We start from the raw sequence: 25,987 nt of genomic DNA, 5'->3' as shown, positions 1-25,987 counted from the left end.
AAATCGACGGAGGTGTTGCATGAAGGCGCTTCGCGGTGCTGCAGCCTTCCGCAATCTGCGGGAGCAGCCGCTGTGGAAACTGCTTGCGGCCGCCAAGGCCCCAGTGGTGATTGCGCTGCTGCAGGCATTGTTCATGGAGGCTGACAAAGCTCTACCGGGCTCGGTGCTCCTGGAACGCCTTGCTCGTGACGTCGATGCTCTTCGCTCCGCAGGCGAAGACCTGCCGCAGGCGCCTCAGGCCTATGTCGCCGAATGGCTCAACCAGGGATGGCTGACGCGGCGGTTTCCGACCGGCGCTCCCGAGGAGGAGTACGAGCTGTCGGCTGAGGCTCTGACCGCGCTGCGCTTCGTCACCGGCCTGTTGAAGCCAAGGACTACCGCGACCGAGAGCCGGCTGTCAGTCGTCATACACCAGCTGTCACGCCTGGCCGAGGAGACGAACACCAGCCCTGAAGCTCGTATGGCAGCGCTACGCGCTGAGCGCGACCGCATCGACAGGGCCATCGAAGAGGTCGAACGTGGAGGCGTCAAGACACTCGCACCTGACCGAGCGCTGGAGCGCGCGCGAGAGGTCATTGCCCTGGCGCAGGAACTGGCTGCCGATTTCCGGAGCGTTCGCGACGAGTTTGAACGCCTGAACCGCGGGCTGCGGCAGAGCCTCATGGAGAACTATGGCAGCCGCGGCGACGTGCTGGAGCAGCTCTTCGCAGGCGTGGACCTCATCGGCGAGAGCGATGCTGGCCGGACCTTCAATGCCTTCTGGCGGTTGCTGACCGACAGCGAGCAAGCCACCACTCTGCGGGAGTCATTAGATGAAGTAACGGGGCGCCCCTTCGCCCAGCAGCTTGAATCACACGAACGGAAGTTCCTGCTGGGGCTGACAGGCGCGCTGCTCAACGAGGGCCGTGGCGTGCACGACGTACTGCAGCACTTCGCGCGCAGCCTGAAAAGCTTCGTCCAGAGCCGGGAGTTCCTCGAGCACCGTCGGCTGCACAGCTTGCTGAAAGAGGCAACACAGGCGGCACTGAGTGCCAAGGACATGGTGCGCCCTAACGAGCAGGTCGGCTTCGAGCTCATGCAATCCAGCAGCCGCATCCGGTCGGTATCTCAGTGGGCTCTGTATGACCCGGCGCAGCGTGTGACCGACTCGTCGATGCTTGCCGCCGAGCCTTCAGAGCTGGACCTCGACGCGGTGAGCGAACTTGTCCGCCAGTCTGAAATCGACTTCCGGACGCTCAAGGCGCATCTGCGCTCCATTCTCGAACGCCAGTCGCAGGTCACCATCGGCCAGGTCCTTACGGAGTTCCCGGCAGAGCAAGGGCTCGGCAGCGTCGTTGGATACGTGGCCCTGGGTGCCAAGCATGGCGAAGTCACGGACGGATCCGAAGTCGTTTCGTGGGCCGGTGACGACGCGACGCAGCGTCGCGCCAAGGTGCCGACCATCTATTTCATGAGGGAGCGCTATCTTGAACTCGTTGACTGATTCGACGGACGAGCCTCTTGCCGAGGAGCAAGCACCGGACGCGCCGACCGCAGAAGCGACAATCTTCCGCGGCGACACGGGCGGACTTCCCGTCGACACTCGGCGGGTGCTCGTGCAGTTGCTTCTGGGCCCTTCGGTGGATGCTCGGCGCCAGTCCAAACTCTGGCCAGTGCTGCTGCGCGACGAAGCCGTCATTCGGTCGCGCATGCACGACCTGTTCTTGGAAGTCGTCATCGACCACGAGCAGCGCGTCGCGTTCACGCGGCAGGTCGTCTCCGAAGAGTTCGACGTGCCTATCCTACTGCGCAAGGCTTCGCTGACCTTCTTGGAGACGGCGTTGCTGCTGTTTCTGCGCCAGCGCTTGACCCAGGCCGATGCTCAGGGCGAGCGCGCGGTCGTGTCCTTCGACGACATGCAGCAGCACTTGTCGGTGTTTGAGCGGGACAGCAATCCCGACCACGCGCGGTTCGAACGGCAGATTGTCAACGCCGTTGACAAGGCCAAGAAGCTGAGCCTGCTGCAGTTCATCCGCGGCTCTGGCGAGCGCTATGAGGTGGCGCCGACGCTGAAGCTGTTGTTCTCTGCTGAGGAAATTCAGGACTTGGTGAGAACGTACGCCTCGTTGACATCTGCGCCAGCGGCGGCTCACGAGGACGGTATCGAAGGCGACGGACAGTTTGATAACCCTGAAGATGAGGAAGACGCGCTGTGAACCCCTTTGGCCAAACTGTCCTGTTCGAAGGCGCCGATGACCAGTTTCGGCTCACTCGTATCCAGACGTTCAACTGGGGCACGTTCTCCAACGTCTTCGACTTCCCAATCCCCAAAGAGGGCTACCTCTTTGTCGGCCCATCCGGCTCGGGCAAGTCGACGGTCTTGGACGCTCATGCGGCATTGCTGACACCACCGAAGTGGGTGGACTTCAACGTCGCTGCGCGCGAGGCCGAGCGACATGGGCGTGACCGCAGCGTTATGACCTACCTTCGGGGTGCTTGGGCGCAGCAGACGGGCGATGGTGGTGAGTACGTCTCGCAGTACCTGCGCAGCGGCACGACTTGGTCGGCCATTGCTGAGACCTACTGCGACGAGCAGGGCCATGTGGTCCTTCTCGCCCAGGTTCTATGGGTCAAGGGAAACTCGACGGCCTCAGGGGACGCCAAGCGCTTGTATCTAACCCTGGAGCGCGAGCTTGACGTGCAGGAACTGGAGTTCTTTGCCAAGAGCGAGTTCGACACGCGGCGCTTCAAGCACGACCTGCCTGATGCCAAAGTGCATACCGAGTTCAGCGCCTACCAAGAGCGCTTCCGCCGCTTGCTGGGTATCGATAACGAGCGTGCGCTTCGGCTCCTGCACAAGACACAATCGGCGAAGAACCTCGGCGATCTGAACGTGTTCCTGCGGGACTTTATGCTCGATGAGCCCGAGACCTTCGGCATTGCTACCAGCTTGGTTAACGAGTTCGGGGAGCTCAATGAGGCGCACCAGGAGGTGGTGGCGGCTCGCAAGCAAATCCAGACGCTCAAGCCGGCGCGTGATGAGCACATGGAGTTGGGGCGAGGTAACAACGAGCGCAACGGCTTGCAGGCCATCCAGACCGCCACTGACCAGTACCGAGAGTTTCGTCGCAAGGCTCTCCTCGATGAGCGGGTTGCGGAACTGGAAGTGGACAAGGAGGCGTCTCGCCAAGAGGTTCAGCGGCTATCCCACATTGCCGACACCGAGTTCGAGAAGCTGACGGATTTGCAGCGACAGAAGCTCAACATGGGCGCTGAAGTTCTCGACCGTCTGGAAGAAGATATCAAGGCGGCCGAAGCTGAAAAGCCTGTCCGAATGGCAAAGCGCGACCAAGCGGCTGCGGCCTGCCAGGCCATGGGCTGGGCCGTGCCCGACGGCGTCGTTTGGTTCGTTCAGCGGGTGGACGCTGCCAAGCAGCGTGTTCTGAAGTCCCGCGACCTGAAGAAGGAACTCGAAGGCCGCAAGGATCAGCTCAAGACTGACCATCGGCAAGCGAGTGATGACTTCGCCAAGACGGTGGCCGAGGTAAGGGCGCTTGAGCGCCAGAAATCGAACCTTCCGGCGCGGCTGGTGGACCTGCGAGAGCGCATGGCGCGCGACCTTTCGATCCCGGAAGAGAAGCTGCCCTTCGTTGGAGAGCTGGTGGAAGTGCGTTCCGACTCGGCCGAATGGCAAGGTGCCATCGAACGTGTTCTCGGCGGCTTCGCACGAGCCATCCTCGTCGATGACAAGAACTACTCCGCAGTCTCCGGCTACTTGAACGAGCGCAACATCGGCGAGCGCCTGGTGTACTTCCGGACCATCCAACAGACCTCTGGGCGTACCCCCGGTCCGAACTCGCTGGTGCGCAAACTGAACCTGGCGCCAGGGCCCTTCGGTGATTGGGTTCGCGAGGAGCTGAAGCACGCGTTTGACCTCGAGTGCGCAGACACCATGCAGATCTTCCAGAATGCGCCACGCGCGGTCACGAGGGAAGGTTTGGTCAAGCACAGCACGACCCGGCACGAGAAGAACGACCGACACAACGTCAACGACCGCAGCCAGTGGGTCCTGGGCTTCGACAACAAGGAGAAGCTGGCGCTCTACAAGAGCCGCGCGGCAGAGCTAGGTGGGCGCATCTCCGAACTGCAGACAGCGCTCGAAAAAATTGGTGACGAAGAGGATCTCCAGCAAGAGCAGCTTCTGCACTGCCAGAACCTGTCGAACCTGACCTGGAATGATGTCGACGTTGGCGCTCTCCTGGCTCGCATCGACGATTTGACGATGCGTCTGAAGGCGGAACGGGATGCGCGGCCAGACTTGGCCATTCTGGACGACCGTATCAAAACGCAGGAGACGGTGCATTCCAAGGCTGTCGGCAAAAAGAATGAAGAGGACGCGAAAGGCCGGGGCCTCGCCAAGGACCTCGAAAAGCTGAACGGCAAACTCGCCGAGCTGGCGCGTCTGTGGCCAACTTCTGATCGCGCGCCGGCGTTCGCAGACCAGATTGCAGCCAGGTACGAGGCCGTTGGCAAGGAAGTCACTCTTGAGAGTCTCGACCAAGTGTATGCGCAGGTCGACCGAGGGCTCAGCAACGAGTTGCGAGTGCTGGAGTCTCGCTTGACGGAGTTGAAAGGTTTCATCGTTCAGCGGTTCGTCGAATTCAACCGCTTGTGGCCTGCAGTCGCTGGCGGTCTAGACGCAACGCTGGAAAGTGCGGACGACTACTTGGCCAAGCTCAAGCGTCTCGAAGACGACAACTTGCCCGCTTATGAGGGCCGCTTCTTCGGCCTGCTACGCGAACAGAGCGACCAGAACCTCACGTTGCTGGCGACCAAACTGGACGAAGAGCGCTCGGCTATCCGCTCACGCATGGAACTGGTTAACGAGAGCTTGAAAGCCGCGCCGTTCAACCCAGGGACCCACTTGGTCATCGAGACGATGGACAAGTCTCTCGAGGACGTGCGGCTGTTTCGCGCGAGTTTGAAAGAGTCGCTCAGCCACTCGTTCTCGAATGACCGCGATCTGGCTGAGGAGCGTTTCAAGACCTTGGCGGCCTTGGTCAAGCGTCTTGCGAGCCAGGAGACCGCGGACAAGAACTGGCGCAACCTGGTGCTTGATGTCAGGCAACACGTGGAGTTTGTCGCTCGTGAGCTTGACGGCGACGACATCGAGGTGGAGGTCTACCGCAGCGGAGCCGGCAAATCGGGTGGGCAGCGCCAGAAGCTGGCGGCGACCTGCTTGGCTGCAGCACTGCGCTATCAACTCGGTGGTCAGGACAGGGCGTTGCCGAGCTACTCCACCGTGGTGCTTGACGAGGCTTTCGACAAGGCTGATGCCGAGTTCACGGCGATGGCGATGAATATCTTCAAGACCTTTGGCTTCCAGATGATTGTGGCGACGCCGCTCAAGTCGGTGATGACGCTTGAGCCGTTCATCGGCGGCGCCTGCTTCGTGCATATTAAGGACCGCAAGAAGTCTGCTGTCATTCCCATCGAGTACGACCGTGGCGCTCAACGCTTGAAGCTGACCCAGGATGTTCGCAATGCCGAAGAAGCTGTTATCTCCTGACGCCGCTCGGGACTTCCTAGTTCGGCGCTTCAACAACCAGCACCAGAACTGGTTGGCAGGCGAGGGTGCGTGGCCGCTGAAGGTCAATTTGGGTGTCCCGACCGAAAAGGACATCACGGACGACGTGGCAGCAGTCAGGGCTTGGGCATCCGCCTGGCTGTCGAGGACAGGGCCAGGTGAGCTTATGTTCGAGGAGCGCCAGTTTGCCCGGCTGGGCCGGCATCGGCTGCCGGTCAGCTTGACCTTGCCGGATGCGGCGGCTGTCGCTGCTTGCGTAGGGCAGTTGCGGCGCTGGGAAATTGCTACGCAACGCTGTCAGCAGATGCGGGAGCGGTGGCCAGACATGGGGGTGCGTGCACTCGCAACACGGTTCGATGTGCTCGCGGACTATTCCGCCGTGGACTTCGAACGGCTAGTGTCCCTCTTGGCCTGGTTGAACGCGAACCGAGCATCAGGCTTGTATCTTCGCCAGATACCGGTGGAAGGGGTGGATACGAAGTGGCTTGAGAAGCGCACGGGCCTGGTCGCGGGCCTGCTTCGGTCGCTGCGTGAGGTTAGCGAAGAGGAAAGTGACTTCTATCGCCTCTTTGGGCTGAGGAAGCCGGCGCATCGGGTACGGATTCGGGCCCTTTGCCCTGCCTTGCGACAGGCCATAGGGGGTCTATGTGACATCGAAGCGCCGGTGACAGAAATAGCGGCGTTGCCGATTTCGCCCAGGGCCGTTGTCGTTGTCGAGAACCTGGAGACCGGCCTGGCGCTACCTGACTTGCCCGAAACGATGGTCGTCATGCGGCTCGGAAACGCCGTTGGTGCGGTGGGAGCACTTCCGTGGCTGGTTGGGGCAGAGGTGGTGTTGTACTGGGGTGATATTGACACCCACGGTTTCGCTATCCTGAATCGCGCACGTCGTGCCGTTCCGCATCTCCGCTCGGTCCTTATGGACGAGGAGACGCTGCTGTCGCACCGCTCGTTCTGGGTTGAGGAGGCGGCCCAGTGCCCCAACGTTCCTCTTGACGCTTTGACGGCGGAGGAGCAGTCGGTTTATGAAAACCTGAGAGCCAGCGCTTGGGGGCCTCGTATTCGGATGGAGCAGGAGCGGTTGGGCTGGGCTGATGCCATGGCCGTGCTGATGCGCGCGCTTTATGGGGATGTATCCTCTCAATGGGCTCGTGAGCACATTGAGAGCCAGAGCAACATCGTCAAGCCGGCAGGATGCCCTACATGAATGGTCGGGCCGTTCGAGCGTGAGACTGAGATTGACCGGATCTGGTAGCTTATCCTACCCGGTGCCGACTTACGCTCTGACGCCCGATCAGGTGTGTCACCGGCGTGCTGAGTAACGTTGCCCTCTTTGAATACCTCCGCGCGATCCATGCCGAACCGGGCGGCTGGTTTGGTCGGACTGGCAGTTTGACCGCCGACGTTGCGGCGGTATCTCGACGACGTGCTGAACGAGTACCCTTCAAGGCATTGAACAAGAGAGTAGTGAGGGTAGTGTGCAGACCATGAACCGAATTCTCGGCATTCTGGGGCTGCGACTTGGCGTTTTCCGGATTACTGGTCATCCTTGGGATGGGGTCTGAATCGCCCAAGCGCGGGAGCTTGAGCGTGAGACGTCTGACACTTTTTCTAAAAATGTTGCTATCAACTGACCGTGTTTGGGGCCGTTTTGACACTTTTCCGAAAGCCTCGGCTCAGGCTCTCCTGAGGACACTTTTTATTTTTTCGACCATAGAGAAAATAAGGTTTGTCGGAGTTTGATAAGAATGAAGGGGCCACTGGCCCCTTCGTCGTTTCAATGGTTCTGTAGATGCCGCGAAAACGTGTCGCACTTCATGCCTTGGACACTGGATAGAGTGAGCTGGGCAGCAGGTAAAGATTGAGTTTCGGGGGCCTTATGTGCCACTGGACAGGGCCGTCGCCACCCCTGGATTGGGTGCCGACCCCGCTGTCGGCGACTCAGGCGCAGCTATCGTCGAGTGCTCTGGTCAGATCGTCGATCAGGTCCCGGGGCTGCTCGATGCCAACAGAAAGGCGCAGCAGATCCGGCGGGCAGCGCGTTTCCGGGCCTTCGACCGGTGCCCGGTGTTCGACCAGGCTTTCTACCGAACCGAGGGATGTCGCCTCCTTGAACAGCTTCAAGCGTCCTGCTACCCGGCGCGCAGCGGCGGCGCCGCCCTTGATCCGCACTGACAGCATTCCTCCGAAACCGTCGTGCATCTGCCGAGCAGCGACCGCGTGGTGGGGATCGGTTGCGAGCCCCGGGTAATGCACCGCCTCGACCGCTGGATGGGCCGCCAGAAAGTGCGCGATTTGGGCCGCTGAGGCACTGGATGCGCGCACCCTCAGGAACAATGTCCGCAGCCCACGCAACAGCAGCCAGGCCTCGAAGGCGCCCAAGATCGCGCCGCCCGTACCGCGATTCAGCCTGATCTGCTGCCAAAGGGAAGATTGCTCACGGGTAATGAGTGCACCGGCGACCACATCGGAGTGACCGTTGAGGTACTTCGTTGCGGAGTGCATGACGATGTCGGCACCCAGCTCCAGCGGGCGGGTGTGCACCGGCGTGGCGACGGTGGAGTCCACCGCAACCAAGGTGCCGGTTTCGTGGGCGAGGCAGGTGGCGGCGATGATGTCGGTGACTTCCCAGGTTGGATTGGCCGGGGTTTCGATCCACAGCAGGCGGGCCGGCGTACCAGTGAGGGCTGCACGCAGGCTGTCTAGACTGCCGTTCTCGTATTCAACCAGCTCGACCTGACGCTCTTCGGCAAAGCGACGGACCCAGCCGCGCAGGGCCCAGTACATCACCTGAGGCACCACGAGTTTATCGCCAGCCCGCAGACACTGGATCACCGCAGTGGCCGCGGCCATGCCGGACGGGAACAACAGCGCATCGACGCCACCCTCGAGTTCGCGCAGCAGAGCCTCGGGTTGGTCGTAAGCGGGGCTGGCATCACGGGCATAGAGCCGCCCACCGGTGAGCACACCATCCTCGTTGCGCACATAGGTGGTGGCCACGTGGATAGGTGGAACGATCTCGCGGAATGGTGGTGCGATGTGGCCAAGAGCCTGGGCTGTGATGGTCTCGGTACTGAGAGGCAGGTCGTCTTGGTGGTCTGAACTCATGGCGGCAGTTTTAGATTGACGGGTTCCGGAATGCATCGATCGCCCCTTGGGGCGATCGATGACTGTGACTCAGTTCCAGGGATGACGCGGCGGGCTTACCTTATTGAGGTGGAAGTTACCGATGTGGAAGTACTTCCAGCGCACCGGGTCATGGAGGGTATGCACACGGGCATTGCGCCAATGGCGGTCGAGATTGTGGGCCGACAGGGTGGCGCGGGTGCCGGCCAGTTCGAAGAGGCGGTTGGTGACTTCGAGGGCGATCTCGGTGGTGAGCACCTTCGATTCGGCAGTGGCGACGGTTGCATCGTCCACCGTCTGGTCGTTCGGGTCCGCCAGGGCTGCATCAATCTTGCGGCCAGCCCGTTCGAGCAGCGCGTCGGCGGCGTGCAGGCGGATGGTGAGCTGGCCGATGGCAGAGATCGTCAGCGGATCTTCGGCTGCGCTGTCCTTGCCACTGTCGATCCACGGACGGCTCTTCTCTCGGATGAAGGAGATGGTGTCGTCGAGCGCGCCGTGGGCGATCCCGGCGTCGATGGCCGACTGGATGATCTGCGAGATCGGGCCGGCGGCGGTTGGGCGGTCGAAGGCATCGACAGGCACCAGGCGGTTCTTCGGCAGGCTGACCTGGTCGATCTTGACCGAGCCTGAGGCGGTGGTGCGCTGGCCGAAGCTGGACCAGTCGTTGATGACGGTCAGACCCGGTGCGTCCCGGTCGGCGAAGGCGAGATAGCCCTTGCCGGCCTCATCCACCGCGACGATCGGCACAATGTGGGCGAGCAGGGCACCCGTGGTGTAGAACTTCTGGCCCTGCACGACCACATGGTCGCCCTTGTCGACGAACTTGGTCTCGAAAGCTGCCACGTTGCGGCTACTGAGTTCCGAGAAGGCGTTGCCAAAGCGGTAGCCCTGGAGCACCAGGCCGAACAGTTCGTGTTTTTGATCTTCGTTGGCGTCCAGTCCGATGTGGGCGACCAGCACGAGATGATTCTGGGTGATCTGGGCGATGCTCGAATCGGCAGCGGCAATGATGCGGATCACCTCGGCCACGGTCGCGTAGGACACGCCGGCCCCGCCGTACTCCTTGGGCACGTTGATGCCCCACAGGCCGGATTGGGAATAGGCGTCGATCTCGTCGATGGGCAGGTAGCCTTCGCGATCGCGCAACGCGGCCTCAACGACGAACTTGGCGGCCAGCTTGCGGGCCACCGCGATGGCTTCGGCATCGTCGCGGATGATGTGGGCCGAATGAACGGGGTGCGGGCGCGGGGCGAAGGGCGCGGGTGAATTGACGCGTGGACGTTCCAGGGTTGCAACAGCTTGATTGCTCATGGGGATTCCTCGGGTTCTGTAGGGACGCTCGGGGCGGTTCAGCGACCGCCGCCGATCTGCCAGACGTAAGGGGGTTCAGTGCCGTTGATCTCCCAGTCACCGACAATGCGGGCTTTATAGATGAGCGGGTTGTGGGTAGCCACGGTGCGCGCGTTGCGCCAATGACGGTCGAGGGCGCGGGCTTCACTGGCGGCCGAGGCGCCGAGGGCATTGAAGAGGTCGCCGGCGGCGCGGATGACCAGTTCGGAGACGACGATCTGGGCCTTGGCGGACTCGAGTTCGGCGTCGATATTGGCCGCCTTGTCGAGAGCGTCGTTGCCGCTGAAGCGGGCCTCGTAGGCACGTTGGGCTGGTTCGGCGGCGCGGATTGCGGTGGCTTCGGCGGCGTAGGCCAGGGCGGCGATCTCTCCGACCACCTGCTGAACCTGTGCGTCCTGGGCGACGCGCGGTGCGTTGCCGGTGCTGAAGACCCGGCGCCGGTCGCGCACGGCCTGGGCGGCGTCGCGCAGCACGGCGCGGCCAATGCCCGCCTGTACCGCCAGCAGCACCAGCTGGTACAGCGCCGTCTGGTACTTGAAGCGGGTGGCGAAGTCGATGACATGTTCAGCCTCGACCACGGCGTTCTCGAAGCGCGAGGTGCCGCTGCCGGTGGTGCGCTGCCCGAAGCCGTCCCAGTCGTCGCTCTGCTTGACGCCGTCCTGACGGGCGCTGACCGCGGCAATGACGTCGCCACCGGTATCGCTGCGGCGCGCGAAGACGTCGATCCAGTCGGCGAAGATGCTGCCAGTGCTGTAGTACTTCTGGCCGTTCAGGCGCCACTTGCCGCCGTCGGGAGAGACCACAGTGATGACGTCGCCAATCTTCACGTCACCGATTTCCGTCCAGGCGTTGCCGACCAGTTCGCCTTCCACGAAGCGCTTGAACCACAGGGTGCGCTGGGGCGTGGGCGGCGCGTTGAGGCGGTCTTCGACGAAAGCGAAGTGGCCGCGCAGGGCCTGCGGCAGGTTGGAGTCGGCTTCGGCCAGCTCGATCAGCAGGCGGACCAGTTGCGGCAGCGAGGCGCCACCACCGCCGAACTCGCGCGGCACACGGACGGCGCCGAAGCCGGCGCGCTTGAGCCAGTCGATCTGCTCGTAGGGCAGCTGGCGCTTGCGCTCACGCTCGATGGTGCCTTCGGCAATGCGCTGGAAGATCGGCCGGAAACGGGCGGCCAGGGCCTCGTAGTCGGTGCCGGTGGACAGCGGGTTGTCTTGGATGTCGCTCATGGGGATCTATCCTCGGCCTGTCACGCGGCGACGCGTTCCTGCTGCTGCTCCGCCTCGATTTCGCGGACCAGCGGCAGCACGTGTTTGCCAAAGTACTCGACCTCTTCCTGGAAGTGCAGGAAGCCGGTCAGCACCAGATCGACGCCCACCGCCTTCAGCGCAACGATGCGCTCGGCCACCTGGCGTGGGGTGCCGATGAGGTTGGTCTTGAAGCCGTCGTTGTACTGGACGAGGTCTTCGAACGAGGACTTGGCCCAGTTGCCCTCGCCTTCAGGGCTGGCCTTGCCGGCCTGGGTGACGGCGTCACCAAAGGCGCGCACGGCTTCCGGGTCGGCCTTGTCGATGATCTCCTGAACTACCGCGCGGGCTTCTTCCTCGGTGTCGCGCACAACCACGAATGCGTTCACGCCGATCTTCACCTGGTGGTTGTTCTTGGCGGCCTTGGCGCGGATGTCGTCGATCTGGGCCTTGATGCCTTCAACGGTGTTGCCGTTGGTGAAGTACCAGTCGGAGACCCGGGCAGCCATGTCACGCGCGGCTCGCGAGCTACCGCCCTGGAAGATCTCGGGGTGAGGCTGCTGGAGGGGCTTGGGTTTCAGCGTGTAGTCGTTGAAGCGGTAGAAGTCGCCCTTGAGGGTGAAGTTGTCCTGGGTCCAGATACCCTTGAGCGCCTGGATGAACTCTTCAGAGCGGCGGTAACGTTCGTCATGCTCAAGCCAGTGCTCTCCAATGGCCGTGAACTCGCCTCTGAACCATCCGCTTACGATATTGACTGCGATGCGACCTTCAGTGAGCTGATCGATGGTTGCGATCTGCTTGGCAAGTACTACGGGGTGCCATGGGCCAGGCAGCACAGCCGCGATCACCTTGAGGCGGGATGTTGCCCCCAGCAGAGCGTGGGAGAAGGCAACGGATTCGTGTTGGTACTCGGCACCGTAGCCTGCGGTGAAGCGGATCTGAGTCAGCGCGTAATCAAAGCCGGCTTCCTCTGCGATCTGGGCAAGACGGCGGTTGTAATGGATGTCCCAGCTGGTGCGCTGCTCGATCTTGCTGACGACGAGGCCGCCGCTGACGTTGGGCACCCAATAGGCGAACTTGATGGGGTTGCGGGATTGGCTCATGGCGATTTCTCCGGCGGATTGGAATTGGAATGAATGACGATCAGGCGGCCAGCGCGGCGGTTTCCGGCTGGCGGCGCTTATTTACGAAGGGCAGCGCGCGCTGGATGGCAAGGTCGATGCGGGCGCGCAGGCTGTCACTGGCGACGCGGTAGTTCTCGAAATCCGCTTCGGATGCATACACGCCGATCGGCAGCGTGACGGCCTGGAAGAAGCTGAACAGGGGGCGCAGTTGATGGTCGAGCACGAGTGCGTGACGTTCGCTACCACCTGTGGCGGCAAGCAGCACCGGAACGTCGATCAGGGATTCGTGATGCACGAAGTCGAACAAGTGCTTGAAAAGGCCCGTGTAGGTGGCCCGGTACACAGGACTGCCGACAACCAGCACATCGGCGGTCTCGATGGCATGGATATGGGCCGCGATATGGCTCGGCAGATCGGCCGGATTGACCACCCCGCCCAGTTCGCTGGCGAGGTCGGCGAGGTCGATTAGATGCAGGTCGATGGCCTTGTGATGGCCAAGGGTAGCGACGATTTCGTCTACCAGCACACGGGTACGCGACGGTTTGTACAGACCACCGGAAACGGCGACGACTTTCGGCTTATTGCTCATGAATTGGCTCCACAAATACAGGATGAGGGGATTGAGGGGTGTCGCATGCATCGACGACTTGTATTTTCTATAGCAGCATCCGTGCCAGACGAGGAGAAATAAGAATCTGGATGGCAATTGATTGAAATTAACCTGAAGCCCCCTGGCTGGGCGCGAAAATCTCCGATTGGCTCGGGATTTCATATTTGCTTATATCTTCGGAGTGCGGCCCTTATTCAAAGGGTGCTTCTCTGGAAGCACTTAAAAAGCATTGCTTGCTGCTGGTGACGCTTTTTTGATGGCTGAATTTGACGATTAGCTATTTCGTTGCTGCTGAATAAGCAAGTCAGGATTCTGAATAACGCCAGGGATCTGCTTAAATGGAAACGGCCACCAGACGGTGGCCGTAACTGAAAGGTGGTAGGGCAGGTTCAGGCCGCGTGGAGTTCACTCGCTGTAACACGGTGCAGACGGGCAGTGCTTTGAACCGTGACGATGTTGCGACGGTATTCAATGAGCTGTGCAATCGTGATGATGGGCAGGTCGTGCTGGTGAGCAAAGCGCAGCAGGTCCGGGCGGCGTGCCATGCTGCCATCCTCCCGAACGATCTCACACAGCACACCGCCCGGATTCAGCCCGGCAAGGGTCACCAGGTCGTGGGCAGCCTCGGTGTGACCGGCGCGGACAAGCACGCCACCATCCCGAACGCGCAACGGGAAGATATGGCCGGGGCGGGCGAAGTCGTCTGCCACGAAACTCGGATCGGCAAGGGCGCGCAGGGTTGCTGCCCGGTCGGCGGCCGAGATCCCGGTGGTCGTGCCGTGGCGGCAATCGACGGTGATGGTGAAGGCCGTGCGGTGGGATTCGGTGTTGTCCTGAACCATCAGCGGCAGGTTCAGCGCGTCCAGGCGCTGGCCGGGCAGGGACACGCACACCACGCCGCTGGTGTGGCGGACCAGGAAGGCCATCTGCTCGGGGGTGATCTTTTCTGCGGCGATGATGAGGTCGCCCTCGTTCTCGCGATGGGTGTCATCCACCACGATGACGAATTCACCGTTGCGGATGGCGTTGATGGCGTCGGCGACGTGGTCGAAGCCGGATGCGAAGTCGATGTCATACATGATCTGGGTGCCCGGTGTCAGGAGTAGAAAGTCGGGGTTGGATAGGCGTCATTGAGGCTCCAGTCGCCCAGCTCGCGGAGCTTGTAGGAGAGCGGGTCGTGCAGGCTGTGGGTGCGCAGGTTGCGCCAGAAGCGGTCGAGGCGCAGCGCTGCGGTGGTGGCACGGGCTCCGGCAACCTCGAACATGCGGCTGGTCAGATCGAGCCCGGCGCGGGTGCTGGCCACCTTGGCGCCGGCCACGTGGACCGCCACCTCGCCCCTTTCCGTTTCGCTGAGATCGAGATCGCGTGCCCAGGCCGTGTCGAGGCTGCGGGCGGCCCGGTCAGTGAGGAGGCGTGCGCCTTCGAGCGCGACCCAGAATTCGCCGTAGGTGCCGAGCACGTAAGGATCCTGAGTGGCGGATGAGACCTGGGATGCGGGCCACGTCCGGCTCTGCCCCCTGGTGTAGGTCCGCGCCTCATGAAGCGCGCCCTCGGCAATGCCCAGGTAGATGTTGGTCAGGATGAGCTGGGCGATCAGTGGGCGCAGGCAGGCGAAGGGGGAGCTGAGCGGCCCGGGCTGCGCGAGCACCTCGTCGCGCCGGATCTCCACCTGATGGAAGCTGGCACTGCCGCTGTCGGTCTGGCGCTGACCCATGTTGTCCCAGTCCGGGAACAGCTGGATGCCATCGCGGCTGGTGGGCAGGGCGGCGATGACGAGCTTGCCCGTGGTCTTGTCGAGCGCCGAGGCGATCAGCATGTCCGAATCGATGCCGCCGGAGCAGAAACTCTTCTGGCCATTGAAGACCAGACCCTGACCGTCGGCCGCGGGCGCGCAGACGGTGCGCGTGTCGAGGGGGTTGAGGGCGTTGCCCCAGAACAGATCGTGACGGGCCGTATTTTCGTACGCCGCGCGCCATTGGGCGGGGCTGCCGAACAGTCGCACGGTGGCAAGCAGCAAGTGCTGAAAGGCGAACACGTGGGCGACGGAACTGTCCACCCGCGCGATCTCGCGCACGATCTGGAGGGTGTCATGCCACGAAGCGCCGAGTCCGCCGTATTCCTTGGGTACGACGAGGCGCAGCAGGCCGCTGCGCCTGAGCGCGTCACGTTCTGCTTTGGGCGTGCCGCCTGCCACGTCGCGTTGAATCGCGGTGCGGGCGAATTCCTCGACAAGCAGCCGGGCGGTGACCAAGGGGGGGGCGGGAGCGCGGGACAAGGTGGTCTCCACTGCGTCTAGCAAGGTGTGCATGGTGTCGTTTCGATTGTTCCGGGTCGGTGTGGAGGGAGGCAGGTGCGGCGAGGCCACGGCTGCGAGCATCCATCAGCAGATAACGTGCCATTCCGCCAGGAGGGGGATGAAACCGGGAAAAAGGGAGGCAATTGCGGGATCAAGAGCAGCGCTGCTGATGCGCTGCTGATTGGACAGCACCTGACCGGAGTGGCACGAGTCCGGCCTGTGAATGGGGCAGAAGGGCACGGCCGGGGTGGCCTGATGCGTTCTTTGGCGCGTCAGGACGCGCGCCTGGCGGGAAGGCCGCGGTCGACATGCTGCCTGAGCAGCACGTGCCGGCTGCGTATTCTGGGCGTGGCACGCTTTGTGCACGACAGCATCCTGTCCCTCTCAGCGTGGAGCGTCTGTCTTGACCTACGTACTCAACCATTTGTCGGATGCTTCGAGCGGTTTCGTGGCCCCGGAAACCCCCGTCCAGATCGCGGAACGGCTCGCCAGGCAATTTGCGACAACTGCCGCCGAACGCGACAGCGTGGGCGGAACGCCCAAGGCCGAGCGGGATTCGCTGCGCCGCAGCGGGCTGCTCGGTCTGTCGATCCCGACCGAATACGGCGGGCTAGGCGCCAACTGGCGCCAGACCATGGAGGTGGTGCGGACGCTGTCGCGGGCGGACAGCTCCATCGGCCATGTGTTTGCCTTCCAGCACCTGATGCTTGCCACGGTGCGTCTGTTCTCCCGGCCCGCGCAGTGGGAAGCGTGGTTCGAACAGACGGCCCGTCACAACTGGTTCTGGGGCAACGCCCTGAACCCCCTCGACCGGCGCACGACGAGCCGCCAGTTCGACGGGTGGTGCGAGTTCTCCGGCAAGAAGAGCTTCTGCTCCGGGGCGCTCGATTCGGAGATGCTGATCGTTTCAGCCTACGAGCAGGAGGCGCCCGGAAAGCTGATCATCGCGGCGATCCCGACCGCGCGCAGCGGCGTCAACGTGATCCAGGACTGGGACAACTTCGGCCAGCGCCAGACCGACAGCGGCAGCGTCAACTTCGAGCGGGTGCGCATCGAGGACAACGAGATCCTCGCCGATCCCGGCCCGCTGAGCACGCCATTCGCCTGCCTGCGCCCGCTGATCGCCCAGCTCATCCTCACCAACATCTACGCCGGCATCGCCGAGGGGGCCTACGCCGATGCCCGGGGCTACAGCCTGAACGAGGCACGCCCCTGGCACCGCTCGCCCGCCGAACGTTTCGAGGACGATCCCTACGTCCTGCACCACTACGGCGATTTCTGGGCTGGGCTCGACGCGGTGCGGGTGATGACCGACCGGGCGGCCGACATGCTCGATGCCGGCTGGCAGAAGGGCAGCGCCCTCACCGAGGCCGAACGCGGAGACATCGCGCTGGCCATTGCGTCGGCAAAGGTGCTGGCCACACGGGTCGGGCTCGAACTCTGTACACGCATGTTTGAAGTCACCGGCGCCCGCGCCACCCACGCCGGCCTGGGGCTGGATCGCTACTGGCGCAACCTGCGCACCCACACCATGCACGACCCGATCGACTACAAACTTCTGGAGTTAGGTGAATGGGCCTTGAAACAGAAATACCCGAAGCCGACGTTTTACTCGTGAAAGACCACGCCCCTCCCTCGTCCCCGCCCCCCCGGTACGCCCCGGCACATCCCGAGTTCATCTCTGCGTCGGTCGTCGTGCCCGACGAATCGTCGGACGGGCCTCTGCTGACGATGCCGAACCCCGAGGTCCTGACCAAGTCGATCCGGGCGACGGCACAGGTTTTCGAGGACGCGCGGTCGAAGGAACTGCTGGCGCGGATCGAGCTCGTCGCCCCCAGCGAGGCCAACGTGCTCATCATCGGCGACACCGGTACCGGCAAGGAGCTGATCGCCCGTCACGTACATGCCTTGAGCGCCCGCCGCAACGGCCCCTTCGTGGCCGTCAACTGCGGCGCGTTTTCCGAAACGCTGGTCGAGAGCGAGTTGTTCGGCCATGAGAAAGGCGCCTTCACTGGCGCGTTTTCGTCGAAGGCTGGTTGGTTCGAGGCTGCCAACGAGGGCACGCTGTTCCTTGACGAGATCGGTGATCTGCCGCTGAGCATCCAGGTCAAGCTGCTTCGTGTCCTGCAGGAGCGCGAGGTGGTCCGCCTCGGTGCGCGCAAGCCGGTACCGATCAATGTGCGGCTGATCGCCGCCACCAACGTGCGTCTCGAGGAGGCTGTCAAGGCCGGTCATTTCCGTGAAGACCTGTTCTACCGCCTGCGGGTGGTGCACCTGGAGCTGCTGCCGCTGCGCGAGCGCCCTGGGGACATCCTGCCGCTCGCCCGGCATTTCGTGAATCAGTACCGCCGCCGTCTTGGCTATGGCGAGGTGGCTATCGCACCGGAAACCGAACTGAAGCTGCGTCAACACAGTTGGCCGGGCAACATCCGCGAACTCGAGAACGTCATCCACCACGGCCTGTTGATTGCCAGGAATGCCGTGCTGCGCCCGGAAGACCTCTACCTTTCGTCCCTCAGCCTCCGGCCCGAGGCAGCTGCTGCCCCTGAAGACGCTCAGGACGACGCCCTCAAATCCCTGGAACGTGCGCTGCTGATGCTCTTCGAGGATTGCCATGGAGACCTTTTCGAGAGAATCGAGGAAGTGGTCATGCGCACGGCCTACCAATATTGCCATTGCAACCAGGTCCAGGCTGCCAAGCTGCTGGGCGTCAGCCGAAACGTCATCCGTGCCCGGCTGATAAGGATCGGGGCGATCTCCGCCCTGAAGTGACGGCCCCTACGATCGAATTCAACCCCCTGCGTGACCGCCATGACCAATATTCACCACGGACAACGGGAATGCACTGATCTCGCCGGCGCCCTGACCGCCTTCCGGGAAGGCGCCCCGGTAGTGCTTGCACCCGATCCTCGGCGCCCCGGCGGCGGTTGCCTGCTGGTTGCCCTCGAAACCCTGCGGGCGGACGCCCTGAGCTTCGCGCGCCGGCATACCCATGGACTCATCAGCGTCCTGCTGCGTGACAGGCAGCAGCAGGGCATTCATCTGTTTCTCGCCAACGACGGCGACGCCTCGGAAGCCCTCGAGCCGGCGCTCGCCGCCGCGCTGCCGGTGCTGCTGCGCGCGCTCGCCCACGATCCGGCCGGTGCCCAGCATCTGGCATCCGATGTCGGCGCGCCCTTCATCAGCCTGAGCGGTGCGGGCAGCCTCAGCTGGCCCGACAGCGAGCAGGTCGTGAGTGCGCTGGCCAGCTGTCTGGGCATGGCAGACGCCGCACTGATCTGTTCGCTCTTCGACGACAACGGCCGTTGCCTGCAGGGCGATGAAGTGGCGGCTTTCGCCACTAGTCACGGCTTGGCCCTGCTTCATCCGGATGACCTCGACGGCGATGAGCATGCGTTGCCCGCGCCGCGCGTCCAGCGGCTGGCAACGTCGCGCCTGCCCACGCGCCATGGTGAATTCACCATGCATGCCTTCTCGTCGGTAGTCGATGGCGCCGAGCACGCGGTGCTCGTGTGGGGCGACGTGGACGGCCACGACGAGGTGCTCGTGCGCTTGCATTCCGAATGCCTGACCGGCGACGTGCTCGGCTCGCTGCGCTGCGATTGCGGCACGCAGCTTGAGATGTCCCTGTCGCGCATCGCCGCCGCCCCGTGTGGCGTGCTGATCTACCTGCGGGGGCACGAAGGGCGCGGCATCGGCTTCAGCCACAAGGTGCGCGCCTACGCGTTGCAGGACGATGGGCTCGATACCGTGGATGCCAATGTGGCGCTCGGGTTGCCGGTGGATGCGCGCAGCTTCGATTGCGCCGCCGACATCCTGCTCAACCTCGGTGTGCGCTCGGTAAGCCTGTTGAGCAACAATCCGCGCAAGAAGGCCGAGCTGGCGCGGGCCGGGATGCCCGTCGTCCGTGTGCTGTCAGTGGTTCCGCCGAGTAACGGCGAGAACGTGCGTTACCTGATCACCAAGAAAAAGCGGATGGGGCACGACCTGCCCTTCGACTGATGCCATTCATGCTGCGGAATGGATTGAAAGCCCCCTGGTGCGGGGCTTTTCATTTTGCGTTTCCGCAAAAGGGCGCTCTGTCCTTGCGTCCGGGTGCTGCGTGAAAAGCAGATTTTCAGCACGCATGTTTGCGGTGCCGCATTTGGCGTGCTGGTTTCCGTGAATAAAGCAGGAATCGCCGCGAAATAGACCTGGAACAGTTTCTGCTATTACCTGCTTGAGTCGCCAGAATTAGCCGGCATGAATCGTCAATGGGAGCAGGTGTCCGGTGGATATTGCCCTGGGCATTTTATATGTCATCGATTCGGGAATGGATTCCATGAATATCGATCAATTGAGTCAACGTGAGGCGGGCGATCCCGCGAGCCTTCCTGCACATCTCGTCGCCCAGGCGCAACGGCGCCCGGCGGCGGTGGCCCTTCGATTCAAGCGGCTGGGGATCTGGCACGAACGCAGCTGGCGCGCGTTGGCTGTCGATGTCGGCGCTGCGGCCGCCGCGCTTGAGGCCGATGGCTTTCGGGCTGGCGATGTGCTGTCGCTGCTCGGGCAGCCGACGCCGGAAGCGCTCGTGCTGATGCTGGCGGCCCAATGGCTGGGCGGCGTGGTGGCGCCGTTGGATGTGGCGCTGTCGCCGGATGGACTGGCCGCGGCTCTGCGTGAGCTTGAACCGCGGGTGGTGCTCGGCGAGGACCAGGAGCAGGTGGATCGGCTGCTGGCTGCCGGTTTCAGCGGCACCCGCCTGCTCTATGCCGATGGCAGGGGCTTGCACCGCTATACGGAGGCGGCGCTGATGGCCTATGCAGACTGGGCCGCTCCGGCAGCCCGTCGGGATGTTCCTGTGCTCCGCGCCCGCCCGACCGACAGCGCCCTGCGCTATCACACCCACGGCACCTGGGACGGTGGGGCCCCGGGCGATGCCAGCCACGCGGAAGTACTGGCTGCCGCCGCCCGGCTGGTCCGTACCGCAAGGCTGGATGCGCGCGATGAAGCCTTCGCGGGGCGACGGTTTGCCCCGGCCAGTGTTGTCCGCTATCTGGTGGCAGCGTGGCTACTGGGCGGATTCTGCTTCAACATCGCCGAGAGCCCGGAAAGCCGCGACCGCGACCGCCGCGAGATCGCCCCGACCCTGGTCCTCGGCTCGGCGCAGACCTACGTGCGTCTGCGTGAGCGCATCGTGGCCCGCCTGCCGCTTCCGTCCGAAGGCTGGCGCGGTCGTCTTGCCCAGCGCGCCCTGACTGGCGGACGGGCCGGCTGGCTGGCGCAACTGCTGATCCTGCGCCCCTTGCGCGACGTGGTCGGGCTTGGCCGCGTGCGCACTGCGATCGTCGTCGGTGGCGCAGCGCAAGAAGACGTGGTGGCCTTCTACCGTGCGCTGGGCGTGACGCTGCAGCCCTGGCCGGCGGCCGATGTGCTTGCCGCCGCTGAGGCCCCGGACGATCTGGGCCGCCTGCTCGCCGTATGGGTGGCGCCATGAGCGCCGCGAGCGCTGCATTGGCACGTCCCGACGCCACGCCGCTGCTGGCGGTGGAGCACATTTCCCTTGCCTTTGGTGGGGTGAGGGCGATCACCGACATCTCTTTCGCTGTCCGGCGCGGCGAGGTGTGCGCCCTCATCGGCCCCAACGGGGCGGGCAAGAGTTCGCTGCTCAATGTCATCAACGGCGTGTATCGCCCTCAGCAGGGGCGCGTGGTCTATGACGGCCGTGCCCAGCCGCGGATGGCGCCGCGCCAGGCTGCCCTCGGCGGCATCGCCCGGACCTTCCAGAACGTGGCGCTGTTCAAGGGCATGAGCGTGCTCGACAACGTGCTGGCCGGACGCAACCTGCGGGTGCAGGCGAGCTGGATGGCGCAGGTGATCGGCCTGGGGGCCGCCGCTGCCGAAGCCGACGCACACCGGCGCAAGGCCGAGGAGATCCTGGCCTTCCTGCACATCCAGTCGCACCGCGATACGCCGGTCGGCAAGCTGCCCTACGGGCTGCAGAAGCGTGTCGAGCTGGCCCGCGCGATGGCCTCGGAGCCGCGTCTGCTGCTGCTCGACGAGCCGATGGCCGGCATGAATCTGGAGGAGAAGATGGACATGAGCTGCTTCATCCTCGACATCAACCGGGATTTCGGCACCACGGTGGTCCTGATCGAGCATGACCTGGGGGTGGTGATGGACATTTCGGATCACGTGGTGGTGCTCGACTACGGCCGCAAGATTGCCGACGGGGTGCCCGCCGAGGTGCGCGACGACCCCGAGGTGATCGCCGCCTACATCGGTAACGCCCACTGAGACGCGGAGAGCGCAGATGGATTTCTTTCTGGAAGTGCTGATCGGCGGCCTCCTGGCCGGGGTCATGTATTCGATGGTGGCGATCGGCTTCGTGCTGATCTACAAGGCCTCGGGCGTCTTCAACTTCGCCCAGGGTTCGATGGTGCTGTTTGCCGCGCTGACCTTCGTCAGCCTGCTGGAGCGCGGCTTTCCTTTCTGGGGCGCGTTCGCTGCGACGCTGGCGGCAATGCTGGCGCTGGCGTTTGCCATCGAGCGCGGGGTGCTGCGGCATCTGGTGAATCGCCCGCCGATCACCCTGTTCATGGCGACGCTGGGGGTGAGCTTCATCATCGAAGGCCTCGCCCAGTTGCTGTGGGGCGCGCAGGTACATGGGCTGGATCTCGGCATCCGCGACGAGCCGCTCGAGGTCTCCGGCATCCTCCTGAGCCGCTTCGACCTGTTTGCCGCCGGTATCGCTGCGCTGCTGGTGCTGGGCCTGTCGCTGCTGTTCAGCCGCACGCGGATCGGCTTGTCGCTGCGCTCGGTGGCGGACGACCACCTGGCGGCGCTGGCGGTCGGCATCCGGCTGCAGCGCATCTGGGGCGTGGTGTGGGCAGTCGCGGGCTTTGTCGGCCTCGTGGCCGGGCTGCTGTGGGGCGCCCGCCTGGGCGTGCAGTTCTCGTTGTCGCTGGTCGTGCTGAAGGCGCTGCCGGTGCTGATCATCGGCGGCTTCTCGTCGATCGGCGGGGCGATCGTCGGCGGCCTGATTGTCGGTGCCGGCGAAAAGCTGGCCGAGGTCTATGTCGGCCCGATCATCGGCGATGGGCTGGAGAACTGGTTTCCGTACGTACTTGCGCTGTTGTTCCTGCTGGTCAGGCCCGCGGGCCTGTTTGGCGAGCGCGCCATCGAGAGGGTTTGACCATGTTGTCATTGACCGGTAGCGGGCAGTTCAGTACCCGCTACGCCCAGGACAGGCGCATCTTCCGCCTGTGGCAGGCACGTGCCGGCCTCGCCGTGCTGCTGGCCGTTGCTTATGTCGTGGTGCCTTTGTGGGCGAGCGATTACTGGTTCAGCGCCATCCTCATCCCGTTTCTCGTCCTGTCCCTGGCCGGGCTGGGGCTCAACCTGCTCACCGGCTACGCAGGCCAGCTGTCGCTGGGCAGTGCGGCCTTCATGGCCATTGGTGCCTTTGCTGCCTACAACTTCCAGCTGCGTGTCGAGGGGCTTCCGTTTCTGGTGAGCTTCGTGCTGGGCGGGCTGGTGGCGGCGGTGGCGGGCGTGGTGTCCGGCCTGCCCAGCCTGCGCATCAAGGGCTTTTACCTCATCGTGTCGACCCTGGCGGCCCAGTTCATCGTGGAATGGACGCTGACCAAATTCGGTTGGTTCTCCAACTTCAATCCGTCCGGGGTGATCACGGCGCCGCCGCTGGTGATGCTGGGCACCGATCTGTCGTCTCCGGCAGGCCGCTACCTGCTGACCCTGTCGGTGGTCACGGCGCTGTTCGCCCTCGCCGGACGCATCGTGCGCTCCGACCTTGGGCGCAACTGGATGGCGGTACGCGATATGGATACTGCCGCGGCGGTGATTGGCATCCCCGTGGTGCGTACCAAGCTGCTGGCCTTCGCGATCAGTTCGTTCTTCTGCGGGGTGGCGGGGTCGCTGTGGGCGTTTGCCTACCTGGGCACAGTGGAGCCCCATGGCTTTGATCTGAACCGCTCGTTCCAGGTGCTGTTCATCATCATCATCGGTGGCATGGGCAGCATTCTCGGCAACTTTCTGGGTGCCGCCTTCGTCGTGCTGCTGCCCTTGCTGCTGAGCAACCTGGGCGGATCCCTCCTCGCGGGCGTGATCGCCCCCGGCGATACCGAAAACCTGCAGAAGATCCTGTTCGGGGTGCTGATCATCGTGTTCCTGATCCGCGAGCCCGAGGGGCTGGCGAGCTTGTGGCGGGGGCTGTGGGCCCGCGCCCGGGTGTGGCCGCTGCGCGACTGAGCGTTTTCCTTTTCTTCGATTTCCATTCCACGGAGCGGCCTGGCCAGTTGCTCCGGGGCTTGTCACGGGCGCCGCTGGCGGTGCCCATCCTTTGCTACAGGAGTTGATTTCCATGTCCGTTTCACGCCTTTCCTTCCGCCGGCTGGCGGGTGCCGTCAGCCTGGGCCTCGCGCTGGCCAGCGGTGCCGTGCACGCCGCCGGCGAGCAGTATTTTCCGCTGCAGAGCTACCGGGTCGGCCCGTATGCCGCCGGCGGCACTGGCTTCTTCGGTGGTTTCATCGACTACATGCAACTGATCAACACTCGCGACGGTGGGGTCAATGGCGTCAAGCTGACGTGGTCCGAGTGCGAGACCGAATACGTGGTGGAGAAGGGTGTCGAGTGCTACGAGCGTCTGAAAAAGGGTCTCAACGGTGCGCCCGCGGCGGCCACCAACCCGCTCAGCGTGGGCATCGCCTACGCCACGCTGGACCGCTCCACCGCCGACAGGATTCCGCTCATCACCATCAACCACGGCCGTACCGACTCCACCGACGGCAGCGTGTTTCCCTACGTCTTTCCGCTTCAGCTGAACCCGTACAGCGAAGTGTCGGCCATCGTGAATTACGTCGGCCAGCGTGAAGGCGGCTTTGAGAAGCTGAAGGGCAAGAAGATCGTGACGCTGTATCACGGCTCGCCCTACGGGAAGGAAACCATCCCCATCCTCGACATCCTGGCCAAGAAGTACGGTTTTACGGTCACCCACATCGAGGTGCCGCACCCGGGCACCGAGCAGCAATCCCAATGGCTCAACATCCGCCGCATCAAACCCGACTGGGTGATCCTGCGCGGCTGGGGCGTGATGAATCCGGTGGCGCTGAAAACAGCCGCCAAGACCGGCTTCCCGGTGGATCACGTGATCGGCAACATCTGGAGCAACTCCGAGGATGATGCGGCGCCCGCCGGGGATGTGGCCAAGGGCTACATCTCGATCACCACCCACCCGGCCGGCACCGACTTTCCGGTGCTGAAGGACATCGAGAAGCACGTGCTCAAGGCCGGCAAGGGCAACCTGCAGGATCCGAAGCGCTTCGGCAACGTGTATTACAACCTGGGCGTGGTGAACGGCATCCTCAACGTGGAAGCCGTGCGCATCGCCCAGGCCAAGTTCGGCAAGCGTCCGCTCACCGGCGAGGAGGTGCGCTGGGGCTTCGAGCACCTGAACATCGACAACAAGCGCCTGCAGGAGCTCGGCGCTGTCGGGCTGGTGCAGAACCTCAAGCTGTCGTGCGCCGACCACGAAGGCGGCGGCGCGGTGCGCTTCCAGCAATGGGATGGCGCCCATTGGAAGGTGATCAGCGACTGGGTGCAGGCCGACCGCGCCCTGCTGCGCCCGATCATCGAGAAATCGGCTGCCGCCTACGCCAAGGAAAAGGGCATCACGCCCCGCAATTGCGCCAAGGAAAGCTGATCGTTCCCCCTTCCGCGCGGGTGTCCGGCCCGCGCGGCCCTGCTCGGACGGACTCTGCCATGACGACTTCTTTCATCCTCAGCGTTGAGGACATCCACGTCATCTACAACAAGGTGATCCTCGGCACCCGCGGCATCAGCCTGGCGGTGCCCGAGGGGCGCATCGTCGCGCTGCTGGGTGCCAACGGTGCCGGCAAGACGACCACCCTCAAGGCCATCTCCGGCCTGATCGGCGCGGAGCGCGGCGAGGTGACCAGCGGCCGCATCCACTTCGCCGGGCGCGACGTGCTCAACGCCGATCCGGCCGAGCTGGTCGGTCACGGCCTGGTGCAGGTGCTCGAGGGGCGCCATTGCTTCGCCCATCTCGACGTCGAGGAGAATCTGCAGGTCGGAGCCTTCGTGCGGGGGCCGTCGCGACGAAACCTGCGCGATTCGCTGGAACGTATCTATCACTACTTTCCGCGCTTGAAGGAGCGGCGTCGCAGCCTGGCGGGCTATCTGTCGGGCGGTGAGCAGCAGATGCTGGCGATCGGTCGGGCGCTGATCGCCTCACCGCGACTGGTCTTGCTGGACGAACCGTCGATGGGGCTCGCACCGCAGATCGTCACCGAGATCTTCGAGATCGTGCGACGTCTCAACCGAGACGAACAGGTCAGTTTCGTGCTCGCCGAGCAGAACGCGGCGATTGCGCTGAAGTATTCCGACCAGGCCTATGTGCTCGAGAGCGGCCGTGTCGCCAGCGCGGGCCTCTCTACCGATCTGGCCGGGCGGGACGACATCCAGAGCTTCTACCTGGGCGTGGGCGCCGATGGCCGGCGCAGCTTCCGCGACGCCAAACACTACCACAGCCGCCGCCGCGAAAATTAAACGCAGCGTACGCCGCTCAAGGCCGCATTCCTTCGGGGTGCGGCTTTTTTTTCCGATTCCGGACATAAGCCTCTTGTGAATAGCTAATTCAATTTGCAGGAATGCTGC

Annotated in this window: 20 protein-coding genes; 13 read left to right on the top strand and 7 right to left on the bottom strand. The window is 63.7% G+C overall.

What is annotated here, in order from left to right:
• Positions 1–19 precede the first annotated feature (19 nt).
• Genes L6Q67_RS13960 through L6Q67_RS13945 form a run of 4 tightly spaced genes read left to right on the top strand, consistent with a single transcriptional unit; the run spans position 20 to position 6,773 of the window.
• Entirely contained in the window at positions 20–1,483 is a 1,464-nt protein-coding gene (locus L6Q67_RS13960) for a DUF3375 domain-containing protein (protein ID WP_296570322.1), read from the top strand.
• Positions 1,467–2,195: a DUF4194 domain-containing protein gene (locus L6Q67_RS13955; RefSeq protein ID WP_296570319.1), complete on the top strand. Its 729-nt coding sequence runs from the start codon at positions 1,467–1,469 to the stop codon at positions 2,193–2,195. Before L6Q67_RS13960 ends, L6Q67_RS13955 begins: the two co-directional genes overlap by 17 nt.
• Positions 2,192–5,548 carry an ATP-binding protein gene (locus tag L6Q67_RS13950; protein WP_296570318.1) on the top strand — a complete coding sequence of 1,119 codons (3,357 nt, stop codon included), beginning with the start codon at positions 2,192–2,194 and terminating at the stop codon, positions 5,546–5,548. Before L6Q67_RS13955 ends, L6Q67_RS13950 begins: the two co-directional genes overlap by 4 nt.
• The gene (locus L6Q67_RS13945; RefSeq protein ID WP_296570315.1) at positions 5,523–6,773 is read left to right on the top strand and encodes a DUF3322 and DUF2220 domain-containing protein; all 1,251 of its coding nucleotides are present in this window, start codon (positions 5,523–5,525) and stop codon (positions 6,771–6,773) included. The genes L6Q67_RS13950 and L6Q67_RS13945 overlap by 26 nt, the downstream gene beginning before the upstream one ends.
• Positions 6,774–7,507: 734 nt before the next feature.
• Here the strand turns inward: L6Q67_RS13945 and L6Q67_RS13940 are convergent.
• The 7 genes from L6Q67_RS13940 to L6Q67_RS13910 form a co-directional block, all read right to left on the bottom strand.
• Positions 7,508–8,710, bottom strand: a complete 1,203-nt coding sequence (locus L6Q67_RS13940) for a PLP-dependent aspartate aminotransferase family protein (RefSeq protein ID WP_367171643.1) — start codon at positions 8,708–8,710, stop codon at positions 7,508–7,510.
• Positions 8,711–8,743: 33 nt separating this feature from the next.
• Positions 8,744–10,003 carry an SfnB family sulfur acquisition oxidoreductase gene (locus tag L6Q67_RS13935; RefSeq protein WP_296570313.1) on the bottom strand — a complete coding sequence of 420 codons (1,260 nt, stop codon included), beginning with the start codon at positions 10,001–10,003 and terminating at the stop codon, positions 8,744–8,746.
• Positions 10,004–10,041: 38 nt separating this feature from the next.
• Positions 10,042–11,268 carry an acyl-CoA dehydrogenase family protein gene (locus L6Q67_RS13930; RefSeq protein ID WP_296570310.1) on the bottom strand — a complete coding sequence of 409 codons (1,227 nt, stop codon included), beginning with the start codon at positions 11,266–11,268 and terminating at the stop codon, positions 10,042–10,044.
• Positions 11,269–11,288: 20 nt separating this feature from the next.
• Positions 11,289–12,389: a dimethylsulfone monooxygenase SfnG gene (gene sfnG, locus L6Q67_RS13925; protein ID WP_296570307.1), complete on the bottom strand. Its 1,101-nt coding sequence runs from the start codon at positions 12,387–12,389 to the stop codon at positions 11,289–11,291.
• Between the two features lie 40 nt (positions 12,390–12,429).
• Positions 12,430–12,999, bottom strand: a complete 570-nt coding sequence (gene msuE / locus L6Q67_RS13920) for an FMN reductase (protein WP_296570304.1) — start codon at positions 12,997–12,999, stop codon at positions 12,430–12,432.
• 410 nt (positions 13,000–13,409) lie between these two features.
• A complete protein-coding gene (gene ribB / locus L6Q67_RS13915) occupies positions 13,410–14,099 on the bottom strand; it encodes a 3,4-dihydroxy-2-butanone-4-phosphate synthase (protein WP_296570302.1) in 690 nt (229 codons plus the stop codon).
• Positions 14,100–14,116: 17 nt separating this feature from the next.
• The gene (locus tag L6Q67_RS13910; RefSeq protein WP_296570300.1) at positions 14,117–15,328 is read right to left on the bottom strand and encodes an acyl-CoA dehydrogenase family protein; all 1,212 of its coding nucleotides are present in this window, start codon (positions 15,326–15,328) and stop codon (positions 14,117–14,119) included.
• A 391-nt stretch (positions 15,329–15,719) separates the two neighbouring features.
• On the opposite strand from L6Q67_RS13910, the gene L6Q67_RS13905 reads away from it, so the two are divergent.
• From L6Q67_RS13905 to L6Q67_RS13865, 9 genes are all read left to right on the top strand, one after another.
• The gene (locus tag L6Q67_RS13905; RefSeq protein ID WP_296570298.1) at positions 15,720–16,934 is read left to right on the top strand and encodes an acyl-CoA dehydrogenase family protein; all 1,215 of its coding nucleotides are present in this window, start codon (positions 15,720–15,722) and stop codon (positions 16,932–16,934) included.
• The gene (locus tag L6Q67_RS13900; RefSeq protein WP_296570297.1) at positions 16,889–18,088 is read left to right on the top strand and encodes a sigma-54-dependent Fis family transcriptional regulator; all 1,200 of its coding nucleotides are present in this window, start codon (positions 16,889–16,891) and stop codon (positions 18,086–18,088) included. Before L6Q67_RS13905 ends, L6Q67_RS13900 begins: the two co-directional genes overlap by 46 nt.
• 39 nt (positions 18,089–18,127) lie before the next feature.
• Complete coding sequence (ribA, locus tag L6Q67_RS13895) at positions 18,128–19,318, top strand: GTP cyclohydrolase II (RefSeq protein ID WP_296570295.1); 1,191 nt, start codon at positions 18,128–18,130, stop codon at positions 19,316–19,318.
• Positions 19,319–19,628: 310 nt separating this feature from the next.
• Entirely contained in the window at positions 19,629–20,792 is a 1,164-nt protein-coding gene (locus L6Q67_RS13890; protein ID WP_367171645.1) for an AMP-binding protein, read from the top strand.
• Positions 20,789–21,592 carry an ABC transporter ATP-binding protein gene (locus L6Q67_RS13885; protein ID WP_296570293.1) on the top strand — a complete coding sequence of 268 codons (804 nt, stop codon included), beginning with the start codon at positions 20,789–20,791 and terminating at the stop codon, positions 21,590–21,592. The genes L6Q67_RS13890 and L6Q67_RS13885 overlap by 4 nt, the downstream gene beginning before the upstream one ends.
• Positions 21,593–21,608: 16 nt before the next feature.
• Complete coding sequence (locus L6Q67_RS13880) at positions 21,609–22,490, top strand: branched-chain amino acid ABC transporter permease (protein ID WP_296570291.1); 882 nt, start codon at positions 21,609–21,611, stop codon at positions 22,488–22,490.
• A gap of 2 nt (positions 22,491–22,492) precedes the next feature.
• Entirely contained in the window at positions 22,493–23,563 is a 1,071-nt protein-coding gene (locus tag L6Q67_RS13875) for a branched-chain amino acid ABC transporter permease (RefSeq protein ID WP_296570289.1), read from the top strand.
• Between the two features lie 112 nt (positions 23,564–23,675).
• A complete protein-coding gene (locus L6Q67_RS13870; protein ID WP_296570287.1) occupies positions 23,676–25,013 on the top strand; it encodes an ABC transporter substrate-binding protein in 1,338 nt (445 codons plus the stop codon).
• Between the two features lie 59 nt (positions 25,014–25,072).
• The gene (locus L6Q67_RS13865) at positions 25,073–25,879 is read left to right on the top strand and encodes an ABC transporter ATP-binding protein (RefSeq protein WP_296570285.1); all 807 of its coding nucleotides are present in this window, start codon (positions 25,073–25,075) and stop codon (positions 25,877–25,879) included.
• Positions 25,880–25,987: the final 108 nt, after the last annotated feature.

This window comes from Zoogloea sp. (assembly GCF_023150065.1).
GTDB lineage: Bacteria > Pseudomonadota > Gammaproteobacteria > Burkholderiales > Rhodocyclaceae > Zoogloea.
Note: the sequence above shows the minus strand (reverse complement) of the source record. Positions and strands in the feature narration are given on the sequence as shown.